General features: G+C 59.1%; 12 protein-coding genes. 6 read left to right on the top strand and 6 right to left on the bottom strand.

Annotated features, from left to right (window positions below; translation table 11 throughout):
- Positions 1-39: 39 nt before the first annotated feature.
- The 4 genes from MF6394_RS07905 (at position 40) to gdhA (ending at position 4,662) form a co-directional block, all read left to right on the top strand.
- Entirely contained in the window at positions 40-1,269 is a 1,230-nt protein-coding gene (locus tag MF6394_RS07905) for a pyridoxal phosphate-dependent aminotransferase (RefSeq protein WP_078466444.1), read from the top strand.
- A 24-nt stretch (positions 1,270-1,293) separates the two neighbouring features.
- Positions 1,294-2,139, top strand: coding sequence for a hypothetical protein (locus tag MF6394_RS07900; protein ID WP_078466443.1), 846 nt, complete (start codon positions 1,294-1,296; stop codon positions 2,137-2,139).
- Positions 2,140-2,185: 46 nt separating this feature from the next.
- The gene (aepX, locus tag MF6394_RS07895) at positions 2,186-3,076 is read left to right on the top strand and encodes a phosphoenolpyruvate mutase (protein WP_044268765.1); all 891 of its coding nucleotides are present in this window, start codon (positions 2,186-2,188) and stop codon (positions 3,074-3,076) included.
- 248 nt (positions 3,077-3,324) lie between these two features.
- Positions 3,325-4,662, top strand: coding sequence for an NADP-specific glutamate dehydrogenase (gdhA, locus tag MF6394_RS07890; protein WP_078466442.1), 1,338 nt, complete (start codon positions 3,325-3,327; stop codon positions 4,660-4,662).
- Here the strand turns inward: gdhA and MF6394_RS07885 are convergent.
- From MF6394_RS07885 to MF6394_RS07860, 6 genes are all read right to left on the bottom strand, one after another.
- On the bottom strand, positions 4,659-5,156 hold the full coding sequence (locus MF6394_RS07885) for a GreA/GreB family elongation factor (protein WP_078466441.1): 498 nt from the start codon (positions 5,154-5,156) through the stop codon (positions 4,659-4,661). The genes gdhA and MF6394_RS07885 overlap by 4 nt on opposite strands.
- Positions 5,157-5,212: 56 nt before the next feature.
- Positions 5,213-5,569: a hypothetical protein gene (locus MF6394_RS07880; protein ID WP_019818009.1), complete on the bottom strand. Its 357-nt coding sequence runs from the start codon at positions 5,567-5,569 to the stop codon at positions 5,213-5,215.
- 198 nt (positions 5,570-5,767) lie between these two features.
- Positions 5,768-6,853 (bottom strand): type I restriction endonuclease, encoded by a 1,086-nt coding sequence (locus MF6394_RS07875; RefSeq protein WP_057711063.1) that lies wholly within the window; start codon positions 6,851-6,853, stop codon positions 5,768-5,770.
- A gap of 211 nt (positions 6,854-7,064) precedes the next feature.
- The gene (locus MF6394_RS07870) at positions 7,065-7,364 is read right to left on the bottom strand and encodes a chorismate mutase (RefSeq protein ID WP_044268754.1); all 300 of its coding nucleotides are present in this window, start codon (positions 7,362-7,364) and stop codon (positions 7,065-7,067) included.
- Positions 7,365-7,539: 175 nt separating this feature from the next.
- Positions 7,540-9,393, bottom strand: a complete 1,854-nt coding sequence (locus tag MF6394_RS07865) for an Lnb N-terminal periplasmic domain-containing protein (protein WP_078466440.1) — start codon at positions 9,391-9,393, stop codon at positions 7,540-7,542.
- A 90-nt stretch (positions 9,394-9,483) separates the two neighbouring features.
- Positions 9,484-9,972 (bottom strand): DUF3015 domain-containing protein, encoded by a 489-nt coding sequence (locus tag MF6394_RS07860; protein ID WP_003194274.1) that lies wholly within the window; start codon positions 9,970-9,972, stop codon positions 9,484-9,486.
- A 263-nt stretch (positions 9,973-10,235) separates the two neighbouring features.
- On the opposite strand from MF6394_RS07860, the gene MF6394_RS07855 reads away from it, so the two are divergent.
- Both MF6394_RS07855 and MF6394_RS07850 read left to right on the top strand, forming a co-directional pair.
- A complete protein-coding gene (locus MF6394_RS07855) occupies positions 10,236-12,674 on the top strand; it encodes a Lon protease family protein (RefSeq protein WP_003194272.1) in 2,439 nt (812 codons plus the stop codon).
- A gap of 299 nt (positions 12,675-12,973) precedes the next feature.
- Positions 12,974-13,291 (top strand): PA4575 family protein, encoded by a 318-nt coding sequence (locus MF6394_RS07850; RefSeq protein WP_003194269.1) that lies wholly within the window; start codon positions 12,974-12,976, stop codon positions 13,289-13,291.
- Positions 13,292-13,295: the final 4 nt, after the last annotated feature.

Here is a 13,295-nt window from a genome sequence, read left to right as displayed (position 1 = left end):
GGCGAACGAACGTTCCAACGTGTTCTGGCAGGTATAACAATGAATAACAGTGAGCCCTCTGCCGTGTCATTGCCGTTGTCCCAGCGTGCGCAACGTCTCAGCGCACCCGGCACGTCCAGCATGCGCAGCAAAGCCAATGCCTTGAAAGAAGCCGGCGTCAATGTGGTCAACTTTGCCGCGGGCGAATTGTCCTTCGATGCCTGCCCGGTCATGCAAGCCGCCGCGGCCGAGGCGCTCGCCACTGCCCGCAACCGCTATACGCCGCCCATCGGCCTGCCCCAGCTTCGCCACGCGCTGGCGCAGCAGGTCACTCAGCGCTGCGGGGTGAAGTACGTCGCCGATGAAATAGCGGTGACCGCCGGTGCCAAGCAGGCGTTGTATAACGCCGCAATGGTGCTGCTCAATCCGGGGGATGAAGTCATCGTCGCGGTGCCGTACTGGGAAACCTTCCCCACCCAGATCCAGCTGGCCGGCGGCGTCCCCGTCTATGTCGACACGGCTGCGGATGACTATCGCCTCACCTGCGCAGCGGTTCAGAAGGCCTTGACCCCGCGCACCCGGATGATTGTGATCAACACCCCGAACAATCCGACGGGCACGGTTTATCAGCGCGAAGAACTGCTGGGGATTGCCCGGCTCGCCTTCGCACACAGGCTTTGGGTGGTGTTCGACGAGTGTTACCGCAAACTGGTGCGCGCGCCCCACGAGCATCACAACATCGTGTCGCTGTTTGCGCCGCTCAAACATCAGACGGTACTGGTCGATTCGTTTTCCAAGAGCCACGCGGTTACCGGCTGGCGGGTAGGGTATGCGTGCGCGCCGGCCCCAGTTATCGCCGCCATGCACAACCTGCAAGGGCATACGACGTCCAACCCCAGCAGCCTGTCCCAATATGCCGCGCTCGGCAGCCTGATGGCGGACGCGCCGCACTTTACCCGCCAGGTCAATGCCTTCCTCGACCAGCAATTGCTCGCGGCCTGCACTTGCCTTGGGCATGTCGACGGCATTCGGTGCGCCCCGCCGGAAGGGGCGTTTTATCTGTTTATCGACGTGTCCCGCAAGTTGGGTGGCCGCTACCTGGGCACCGTTATTCGTGACGTCGACCACTTGGCCGATCTGTTATTGACCGAGGCCCATATCGCGGTGGTGCCCGGCTCTGGCTGTGGCGACGAAAACAGCATCCGCATCTCCTACGCCGTTGAGCGTGAAGCGCTGATTGAGGGCCTCACACGCTTCGCTCGTTTCATGTCAGAAATCGTTGCGCATTAACCCCACCTTAAAAGGATATGAGCCGTGGAAAATCTGAGCCGCCAATTTATCGGGTACGTGAACCAGGCGCTGGTGGATGTCGAGGACGAACATCTGGCCCAGGCCCTGCTCAGCGGTTTCAACAGTCAAACCGCCGCGCTGGACACGTACTGCGAGACCTATGTCGACATGACCTCCAGTAATTGGAGCGAGTCGTCACTGTGTACGTTCTTCTGTGGCTGGCGTAGCCCGGACGGCGCCGCCCATGCCGTGTCGAGCATCATCGTGCGCATCCTCCAGGAGTCGGCATCGTTGACGGATGACGCCCGGTTGAAAATGCTCGAAGCGGCGGCCCATTGTGGGGAGATCATTGTCGAGGACATCGGGCTGGGTGAAATGCATGGGCATCCGCACCATTCCAAGCTGTATTACCGCATGGCTTCGGCCATCTGCGGCTCCGATGATTGGCGCCTGCAAGACAAATTCCTCAACCCGATCACCAAAGAATTCTCCGGTTGGGTGGGGGAAAAACGCCCGTTGGCGCCGCAACTCATCGAAGCGCTGGAAATGATGGCCATGACGGAGTTGTTCAATACCGGCGAATACAACCTGATGACCCCGCTGTGGAAACAGTGGTTGCGCGATGTGCGGGGCTATAGCGCCGGTGAGGCCAGCCGCGTCGCGAGTTTTCTCAGCGTGCATTGCGGCAGCGTGGAAGCACGCCACTTCAAGCATGCCGCAGAGGCGTTGCGGCTGTATGCCAGCGCCACCGGGCAGGCGGTGGATTACGCGCGTATCGCACGGCTCTCCAGGGAGTACGTGGCCAGGGCCTGCGAACATCTGCAAAAGATGGCGTCGGTGCTCAAGTGCGAACAGCCCGCCTGGGATTGAGGCTGTCCGATAACCCCGTTGTACCGCTGATAAGGAGCCTGAACCTATGATGGATACCGAAGCGCGCCGACGCCCTCTGTCGGCGCTATTGGATAGCAACCGTTGCCTGCGCGTACTCGAAGCCCATAGCCCGATATCGGCGTTGCTCGCGCAGCGCGCCAGGCTGGAAATCAGCCCCGGGCATACGGTGGGGTACGACGCCATCTGGTCGAGTTCGCTGACCGACTCGACCCAGCGCGGGTTACCCGACATCGAAATTCTTTCGCCCAGTAACCGATTGCCGGGGATTCGCGAAATTTTCGATGTGTGTTCGCTGCCGCTGATCTTCGATGCCGATACCGGCGGCAAGGCCGAACATTTCGCGATTCATATCAAGATGCTGGAGCGCGCGGGCGTCTCGGCGGTGGTGATCGAAGACAAGTGCGGCCTGAAGAAGAACTCACTCTTGGGCATCGAGGTCGACCAGGCGCAGGAGTCCATCGAGGCCTTTTGCGCCAAGCTCCAGGCCGGCTGTGCGAGTCGCACCGGCTCAGGGCTGATGATGATTGCCCGGTGTGAAAGCTTGATCCTGGACCGCGGCATGGAAGAGGCGATGGCGCGGTGCCTGGCGTATGTGGAGGCGGGGGCGGACGGCATCATGATCCACAGCCGCAAGCAGGATGGCCTGGAAATCCTGGAGTTCGCCCGGCAGTTTCGCCGGCAGCGGCCCAAGGTGCCGCTGATTTGCGTGCCGACCAGCTATGTTCACCTGAAGTTCGAGGTGCTGGAGCGAGCAGGTTTCAACGCGGTGATTTATGCCAATCACATGTTGCGCAGTGCCTACCTGGCCATGCGCGATACCGCCGTCGGCATACTCGCCAATGGCAGGACGCTGGAGCTGGAGCCACGTTGCCTGGGCATCGACGAGATACTCGACCTGGTGCCGGGTACGCGCTAGTACCCTGCTCCCACATTTGATCGAGTACACCGGTCATGTGGGAGCTGGCTTGCCTGCGATAACGGCCTACCTGTTGGTGCAAAACTCAGAGCGAAATCCCCATTTAAGGGCAAAAAAAGGCAGTTATTTATACTTATTGCACCATTTAATTTCACAAAGGCGACATTTTGCCCTGTCGCGGTGCGAAACGAATTGATAAAGTCCGGCTCAATCTCTGTTTAACAACAATCAATTTGCCGAGACTTTTCATGACCGAATCCGTCGACTCCTTCCTTGCCCGCCTCAAGAAACGCGACCCGGACCAGCCGGAATTCCACCAGGCTGTAGAAGAAGTCCTGCGCAGCCTGTGGCCCTTTCTTGAAGCCAACCCGCACTATCTGACCTCGGGCATCCTGGAGCGCATCTGCGAGCCGGAGCGCGCGATCACGTTCCGGGTGTCGTGGGTGGATGATCACGGCCAGGTCCAGGTCAATCGCGGTTTCCGTATCCAGATGAACAGCGCCATTGGGCCCTACAAAGGCGGCTTGCGCTTTCACCCTTCGGTCAACCTGGGCGTGCTGAAATTCCTTGCCTTCGAACAGACCTTCAAGAACTCCCTGACCTCGCTGCCCATGGGCGGCGGCAAAGGCGGCTCGGACTTCGACCCCAAGGGCAAGAGGGACGCCGAAGTGATGCGCTTCTGCCAGGCGTTCATGAGCGAGCTGTACCGCCACATCGGTGCGGACGTGGACGTACCGGCCGGCGACATCGGTGTGGGCGCGCGGGAAATCGGCTTTCTGTTCGGCCAGTACAAACGCTTGAGCAATCAATTCACCTCGGTGCTGACCGGCAAGGGCATGACCTACGGCGGCAGCCTGATCCGCCCGGAAGCCACCGGTTTTGGCTGTGTGTATTTCGCCGAGGAAATGCTCAAGCGCCAAGGCCAGCGCGTCGAAGGCAAGCGGGTGGCGGTGTCCGGCTCTGGCAACGTGGCGCAGTACGCGGCGCGCAAGGTCATGGACCTGGGCGGCAAGGTCATTTCCCTGTCGGACTCCGAAGGCACCCTGTACGCCGAAAGCGGTTTGACCGAAGAACAATGGTCGGCGCTGCTGGAGTTGAAGAACGTACAGCGCGGGCGTATCAGTGAACTGGCCACACGTTTCGGCCTGGAGTTCCGCAAAGGCCAGACGCCTTGGGAACTGGCCTGCGATATCGCGCTGCCCTGCGCCACCCAGAACGAGCTCGACGCCGACGCTGCGCGCACCTTGCTGCGCAACGGCTGCCTCTGCGTGGCCGAAGGCGCGAACATGCCGACCACCTTGGAGGCTGTGGATATCTTTATCGATGCGGGCATCCTGTTTGCGCCGGGCAAGGCGTCCAATGCCGGTGGTGTGGCGGTGAGCGGCCTGGAAATGTCGCAGAACGCCATGCGCCTGCTGTGGACCGCAGGCGAAGTGGACAGCAAGCTGCACAACATCATGCAGTCGATCCACCATGCCTGCGTGCATTACGGTGAAGAAAACGGCCGCATCAACTACGTCAAGGGCGCCAACATCGCAGGCTTCGTGAAAGTGGCTGACGCGATGCTGGCCCAAGGCATCGTTTAAATCTCGGGTTCGACGCGTAACACTTCGATCAATTGATCGCCGACGGGGCGCTGCCACAGCACCTCGTCGCCCACCTGGGCGCCCAACAAGGCACGGCCCAGAGGCGAGCCCCAGTTGATCAAGCCCGCGTTGGCATCGGCCTGGTCTTCACCGACCAACTGGATGCGCTGCTGTTCGTCCTGCTCGTTGGCGAACGTGACCCAACTGCCGATCTGTACCTTGTCGGTGGACGTGGCCGGCACGACTACCTGGGCGCTCTGCACCCGCTGGTTGAAGTAGCGTAAATCCCGCTCAAGGTCAGCCTGGCGCTGTTTATCAGCCTGCTCACCTTTGGCGGCTTCGTCGCTGTGCTCCGCGTGTAACTGCGCCACCTTGGCCTGCAACTGCGCCAGCCCTTGCGCAGTCATGCGGTTGGGCTGCTCGCTGACCTGGCGCTCCACCGGCTGATCGGCCTGGGCCGCCGCGTTGTCTTCATTTACAAAAGCTCGGCTCATGGCGTTCTCCTTCCTATGGAAGTTGGGCCACATTCGCGGGCTGATCGTTCCCACGATCAGCGTGAGCGATAGGCTTTGGCGGCGTCGCGATCTTTTTCCTGCTGCCAATCGCGTTCGCGGTCGTCCCTGCGGTTTTCCTCGTAATCGCGCAGTTCCTGGCTCTCGCGCATGGCCTTGCACTGACGAAACCCATCTTCCCAACCTTCGGCGTATGGCCGGTCTTTCAGATAGCGCGGCACATTCTTGCGAAACGCCCCGGTAATCACCCCAGCGGCCTGGCGCCCGCTGCTGCAACCGTCGTCAAAACCGTCGGCGAAGGCCGGTGGATAACCTTTGGCCAGTAATTCCTGATGGGTTGACTGGCAACCCGACAACCCCACCACCGCGCACAGCATGACCGCATACCGCCACATGGCGTACTCCCTGGCCGTTTTACGGCTGATAAGGAGAGTCTAGAAGGGGATTTGTTGGGGCGGTGTGAAGAAAAGGTGAGAAGGGCGTTTGGTTCACTCGCCGTTCGAAGTCGACGCTGTACCTATGGAGATGGAGCAATCTGTCTCGCCATAGGTACAGGGTGTGGGGTTGCGCTAATACCAGCCTGCTGTCAGGTGTCAGTCGTAATAACCCACTGTCTTTTTCAGTTGATCGGCGTATTCGTAAATCTCATCGATGGACGAAATCGCATGCCGCGTTTCATTTTTTTCCTCGTCGAATATCCCGAGGTATTTCTGGCTGCGATTGAAGTGAAGACGGCAAATCGGCTTACGGTTGTTATCATCTAGCAGCACTCCAAAATAGCTCTGCGTATCCCTTTGTACGATTCGTTTTGCATCGACCACTGAGCGTACAACGGCCCGGACAATGTGATAACCCTCCAGCTCTTCCAGCGTCGTCAGGATTTTATCTTCTGTTTCATCTCGGTCTTGTGCGTCTGCCTTCGCGCTGTTTGTAACGGGTATTGATGCTAGCGAGGGTTGAATAACGCCGCTCATTGCGGACTTCAGACGATCGTTGATTTGATCATTCAGAAACTGGGCTAATGCTTTACGGGTCAGTTCGTAAAATTGCTCGCGAACCTTTTGTGTGATTACGCCCTCGTAGACACGGGAGGCGAAAAACTTCACAAAATCATCTTCTGGTTTGCTGACTTGGGTACCGATGAGCTTTTTCAATTGGCTGACGTATTTTAATTCCCCAGCAGCATTGATGATTGAGTCGACATCGAACGCTGATTTGGTGAGCTTGATCAGTTCAGGTACCGAATATTCATCAATATCCAGTAAGTCCAGTTCCAAAAACGGTTTTTCGTCCATTTTATTGGGGGCGTCCAAGTCGGTAAAGAACCTGTAGACCTGACCGTTGGTGAGGATGGAAATTCTTGCGCTTGTGACGTGAAAGTATCGAAAGAGCTGCGAGGCGTGATTAATACTCAGGGACTCGCCGATCTTTTTGCATTCGATGAGTATTTGCACCTCACCGTCCTTCATGATCGCATAATCGATCTTCTCGCCTTTCTTCGTTCCAACATCACAAACAAATTCAGGCATCACTTCCAGTGGATCGAACACGTCGTAGCCCAGCACCGTGTTGATAAAAGGCATTACGAAGGCATTTTTTGTAGCCTCTTCTGTTTGAATGGCCGGGCCTTGCAATCGAACCTTTGCTGCCAGACTGGTGAGCTTTTCAAAAAAATCCATAGTGAGCCTCTTACCTTTTCAGATCCGTGTTTAGGTTGATGGCAGTTTGATATCCAACCAAGACTAGACGCAAACCTTCATAAAGCTAGGTCATCAGGAATAAGTTTTCACAGGTAAAAGGCTCAAAACATGGCTAAAATTTTCTACTTGTTTTTCAAAGAGTTAATGAGGGGCTTAGAACTTCCATGCAGGCAAAGAAATTTGATTAATTTCAGCCTGCTGTTCCGAGCGCGGCATGCTCAGCCAATTCCTGTTGAATAAATGCAGCAATCATCGCGCGATAGACCTGCTCAGTGACCTCAGGGTTGGCGCCCACTACCTCGGATAATGCCCGCACCTTGGCGATTACTTGTTCAACCCGTTGTGGGGCCTTCACGTCATCGGTGTCTTTTTTGAAGCGTGCGGCTTGGGAAACGAAGTGGCCGCGTTCGGCCAGCAATGTGACGATATGTTGGTCGAGGCGGTCGATGTTTTCGCGCACTTCTTCAAGGGTGGTGCAGGCAACAGTCATGTCGATGGAACTCCTGATTTTGGCGAGGTGCGATGCGGTACGGCTGACTATACACGGGCCAAATGTGGGAGCGGGCTTGCTCGCGAATGCGGTGCGTCAGACAAACAATCAGTGACTGACACTGCGCATTCGCGAGCAAGCCCGCTCCCACATTTTGATCGTTGTAAGGCTTGAGTCAGTAGTGGTACCACTTCAGCTCAAGCATCACTTCATTCACTGGCGTGGACAGGTGGCTGTATTCACGCTGGGCACTCAGGCGCAGGCCCAGGTTGCGCGACAGTTCCCATTGCTGGTTGAGGCTGATGCTGCGCCGCACTTCGCCGTTGGTGAAGAAATCGCCGTTGGCTTCCAGGCTCAGGTTGCCCAACGGGTTTTTCCACAGGACGCCGGTGTTGAACCCTGCGGCGGGGGAGATGGCTTCGCTGAAGTCGTTGTTATGTTCCACTCGCACGGTGCCGAGGGCGAAGCCGAGCATGTCGTCGGAGAGTTGCCAGGTGCCACCGGCGCCGCCGTTGACGTGGGCCACGAGGGTTTCGTCGTCGTGTTTGCCCGGCACGCGTTCCAGGCCGCCGGTGACTTGCCACGACCAAGGCTGCAGCAGCGCATTGCGTGGCGTCAGCGAGCGGATGGTGGCCAGGTCCAGTTGCTGGAGTTGCCAGTGATTGCCCTCGTACTGGCGCAATTTCATTTGCAAAATTTCGATCTGCGCGCCCAGGGGGAAGCCTTCGGCGTTGTCGTTGAGGTCGTGGTAGGCCATGCGCAGGCCGTATTCGCCGAAGGCTTTGTCGCCACGGGTACCGATGCCGGCTTGCCAGGTGCGCGACTCGTGGCCGTTTTCCGGCAGGCCAGGCGGGGTGATCTTCAGGTCGGGCGCCGGGTTCTGGTTGATCGCGCGCAGCAGTTCGAAGCTGCGCTGGGAGCGTGTCGCATCGCGCTCCAGGCCATTGGCGCGGTAGCGGCCCAGGCGGTAAGCGGCATCCACGATCAGTGCCTGGCGCTCGCGGGGCAGGGTTTTGAATGCCGGTTCCTGCAGTTGCTTTTGGTCGTCGCTGATTTTCAGCACCCACTGTTGCTCATCGCTATCGAGTGGCTTGGCGCGTTCCAGCAGTTCACGTTCACGCGAAGGCCGATAGTCGATTTTTTCCACTAGCCCCGCATCCTTTACCGCTTTGACGGTATCGGTAGGGATCGCGGTGAGCGGGAACTGTTCGGTCAGGCGCAGGCCAGGGCGGGCCACTTGCAGCAGTTCCAGCAGGCGATAGGAGCAGTTTTCGTCGAAGAAGAAGTAATCGAACTGGATCTGCTTGAGCTCCCACACGTGCTCGACCATGCGCTTGGTCTCGACCTCGGTGAGGTTCAGGCGGTATTCCCACAAATCGCGGTTTTCGAGGCTGCGGTATTCGGAGAGTTTCTCCTGATAGGGCACCAGGGCGAACAGGCCCGGATAACCGCCCATCAGGCCCTTCCAGGCATAGAGGATGCTGTTGTCGGAGCCTTCGATATAGGCGCCGAAGTTGATCGCATAGCTGAGCAGCGCGGTGTTGTTGCTTTGCACGTCGGCCTGGTCGATGCGCAGCAGGGTGTGGCCGAACATCGACGACGGGCTGTTGAGGTAGGCCGCCGGGAAGATCATCACCGCACTATGGGGCGCGACGTCCTTGAACCACTGGGTGAACTCTTTGCATTCCAGGGCGGGCAGGTCGTTGAGTTGCAACTGCGCCTTGAGCCAGCGGGTACGTGCGGGGTAAACACATTGGGCGTGCTTTTCACCCAGGCTGGCCGGTGCGTACAGCGCATCAACGGTGGCCTTGAGTTCCGCATCCGGATGGTGTGCGCCATCGGGAGCGAGGAAGAATTTCTTGTCGCTGACATAGCTGCGCCAGCCACTGACCTTGCCGGCTTCGTAGTGCCCCAGCGACAGCCAGAACGGATCATTGGCCAGTTGCTGCAAACGTTGATCATCAAGGTGCGGGGCCGCGTACAGCGGGGCGCAGGCGAAGAGTGCCAACCAGGCAAAGCGTTTGAGCATAGGGGCAACTTAAGTCAAAAAAGTGAGACCCAAAGGGGAGGCGGGTCCAAAAATAGTACCCGCGCCTCGAAAGGCGCGGGCAGGTCGAGCTTAAGCCTGGGTTGCGTATTTCGCCAGACGGGCATCGCTTTTCAGTACAGCAATGGTGTTGTTGTGCACGTCGTCAGCGGTCACGTCAGCCTTGCTGAAGATCTGCTGGAAGTGCTCGTGGGTCACGGCCGCGAAGTGATCGCGATCTTCCGGCGCAACACCCAGTACCACCGCGTAGGTGGTCAGCGCTTCGCCGTTGCCTTTGGCCATGTCTTCGGACAGCTCGTTCATCATGCCATTCATGGCAATCCAGGACTTGCCGCCGTAGGTCAGGGCGCTGTTGGTGCTGCAACCGTTGGTGCCCGAGGTCATGCCGAAGGTGGCGTTACCCGAAGTACCGTTGGTGGTGGAGGCGAGGAAGTGGGCCGGAGTACCGCGCTGGCCTTCAAACAACATGTTGCCCCAACCGCAGTTCGGGCCACCTGGTGCTTCTGCCATTGCATTGAGGGAGACGACGGTGAAGAGAGTACCAAGAAGGATCCGTTTCATAGCTTTGTTCTCTTTGTGTGCAAACCAATGGACAAGGGTTCAGGTGCTCAACGCACCCTAGGGGCCAGTTATTAGTCCAACCCGCGCAGTTTGGAGTTTAGGCACGTTCCCAGGGTTCCGTGTTTTTTTATAAACATTCAGTGGCGGGCGATTTTTTTGTAGGACGCGTGCCGTGTCTATGCTTTCCCGAAAGCGCGCCTTGCCAGAGCGCTCAACCGGGAGCCAGAATGCCCCATCTGCCCCGCCTGATGTAAGGAAGCCCGATGCCTGATCCTGTTGCTGCCAGCTTGCGTCTAGCGCCCGAAGCGCTGACTCGCCCTTTCTCCGCTGAACAGTTCAGCTTCTCGACCACCAATGATTTGGAGCCCTTTCGCGGTGTGCTTGGCCAGGAACGTGCGGTTGAAGCCTTGCAGTTCGGCGTGGCCATGCCACGCCCCGGTTACAACGTGTTTGTCATGGGCGAGCCGGGCACCGGCCGCTTTTCGTTCGTCAAACGCTACCTGAAAGCCGAAGGCAAGCGCCTGCAAACCCCGGCGGACTGGGTTTATGTGAATAATTTCGATGAGCCCCGCGAGCCCCGCGCCCTGGAATTGCCAGGTGGCGCCGCTGCGGCGTTTATCGCTGATATCAACGCCCTGGTCGATAACCTGGTCGCCACCTTCCCGGCGGTGTTCGAACACCCCACTTATCAACAGCGTAAAAGCGCCATCGACCGGGCGTTCAACCAGCGCTACGACAAGGCGCTGGACGTGATCGAGCGCCTGGCCCTGGAAAAAGACGTGGCGCTGTACCGCGACAGCTCCAACATCGCCTTCACGCCGATGCTCGACGGCAAGGCGCTGGATGAAGCCGAGTTTTCGCAACTGCCGGAAGCCGATCGCGAGCGTTTCCACACCGATATCTCCGAGCTGGAAGAACGCCTCAACGAGGAGCTGGCCAGCCTGCCGCAATGGAAGCGCGAGTCCAACAACCAACTGCGCCAGTTCAACGAAGAAACCATTACCCTGGCCCTGCAGCCTTTGCTGGCGCCGTTGTCAGAAAAATACGCAGAAAACGCCGGGGTCTGTGGCTACCTGCAAGCCATGCAGGTGTACCTGCTCAAAACCGTGGTCGAGCAATTGGTGGACGACGCCAAGACCGACGCCCAGGCGCGCAAGCTGCTCGAAGAGCAATACTGCCCGAGCCTGGTGGTGGGCCACTCGGTCAACGGTGGCGCGCCGGTGGTGTTTGAACCGCACCCGACCTACGACAACCTGTTCGGCCGTATCGAATACAGCACCGACCAGGGCGCGCTCTACACCACCTATCGCCAGCTGCGTCCCGGCGCCTTGCACCGCGCCAACGGCGGTTTCCTGATCCTGGAAGCCGAAAAAATGCTCAGCGAGCCCTTTGTGTGGGATGCGCTCAAGCGTTCCCTGCAATCGCGCAAGCTGAAGATGGAATCGCCCCTGGGCGAACTCGGCCGCCTGGCCACCGTCACCCTCAACCCGCAGATGATTCCCTTGCAGGTCAAGGTGATCATCATCGGCTCGCGCCAGTTGTATTACGCCCTGCAAGACGCAGACCCGGACTTCCAGGAGATGTTCCGCGTACTGGTGGACTTCGACGAAGACATCCCCATGGTCGACGAGAGCCTGGAGCAGTTCGCCCAGTTGCTCAAAACCCGTACTTCGGAAGAGGGCATGGCGCCGCTCACCTCCGACGCGGTGGCGCGCCTGGCGACCTACAGCGCACGCCTGGCCGAGCATCAGGGGCGCTTGTCGGCGCGTATTGGTGATTTGTTCCAGCTGGTGAGCGAGGCGGACTTCATTCGCCACCTGGCGGGCGACGAGATGACCGATGCCGGGCATATCGAGCGCGCCCTCAAGGCCAAGGCCACGCGCACCGGCCGCGTGTCGGCGCGGATTCTCGACGACATGCTCGCCGGCGTCATCCTGATCGACACCGCCGGTGCCGCTGTGGGCAAGTGCAACGGGTTGACGGTGCTTGAAGTCGGCGACTCGGCATTCGGCGTGCCGGCGCGGATTTCCGCCACGGTGTACCCGGGCGGCAGCGGCATTGTCGACATCGAGCGCGAAGTTAACCTCGGCCAGCCGATTCACTCCAAGGGCGTGATGATCCTCACCGGTTACCTGGGCAGCCGCTATGCCCAGGAATTCCCGTTGGCCATCTCCGCCAGTATCGCCCTGGAGCAGTCCTACGGCTATGTGGACGGCGACAGTGCGTCCCTGGGCGAGGCGTGCACCTTGATTTCGGCCTTGTCGAAGACGCCGCTCAAGCAATGCTTTGCGATCACCGGCTCGATCAACCAGTTTGGTGAAGTGCAGGCGGTGGGCGGGGTCAACGAGAAGATCGAAGGCTTCTTCCGCCTCTGCGAAGCCCGCGGGTTGACCGGTGAGCAGGGGGCGATCATCCCTCAGGCCAACGTCGCCACGCTGATGCTCGACGAGAAGGTGTTGCAGGCTGTGCGTGCCGGGCAATTCCATATCTATGCGGTGCGCCAGGCCGACGAGGCGCTGAGCCTGCTGGTGGGCGAAGATGCCGGCGAGCCGGACGCCGAGGGGCAGTTCCCGGAAGGCACCGTGAATGCGCGGGTGGTGGAGCGCTTGCGGGCAATTGCCGAGATGATCAGTGAGGAGGATTTGAAGGAGGCGGAAAAAGAGCTGGCGCAGCAGGCGTTGGCAGAAGCCAAGCCGACCTGATAGCCAAGGCGAAACGGGATCAAAACTGTGGGAGCGGGCTTGCTCGCGAATGCGGAGTGTCAATCACTGCATCTGTGACTGAACCAGCGCATTCGCGAGCAAGCCCGCTCCCACATTGACCTATTAAACCTGCCACAAAATTGACTCTCGCCTGGGACCAACGCCCGTTGGTCTCTACAACCTTGGTTTGTCGCGTTTTTATTCTATTCTCAGAGTCAGGGATATCCACAGGAGTCGCAGGATAGAAACAGCCTCGCCGTGCGCTGGGGCTGAACACCGATCTACCGAGGGTCGCCGCCATGTCGCGCAACCTTTGCCTTACCCGCCAGTGCCTGGGCCTGGTCACCCGTATCGAATGCTCCATTCGCCCTCTGGCCGGGGATAACGGGATGTGGACGCTGCTATTTGCCGCCGGCATGTCGGGCGAACAGCCATCCACCGTCAAATCCCAGGGCCCGTTCCATGGGCCCTTCGTGGCAGAACGCATGCTGGGCACCATCGTCGATAGCCTGACCTTGCACGGCTACGAGCAAATGGACGAGCCGCAGATCTGGTGCCTGCACCTGCAGGCCCATCTGCGCCAACTCAACGGCGGCCAGGAGCGGCTGGCCCTGTAGCGCC

It is taken from the genome of Pseudomonas sp. MF6394 (assembly GCF_002018845.1).
Taxonomy (GTDB): domain Bacteria; phylum Pseudomonadota; class Gammaproteobacteria; order Pseudomonadales; family Pseudomonadaceae; genus Aquipseudomonas; species Aquipseudomonas lactis.
This window is presented reverse-complemented; position numbering and strand designations above follow the sequence as displayed.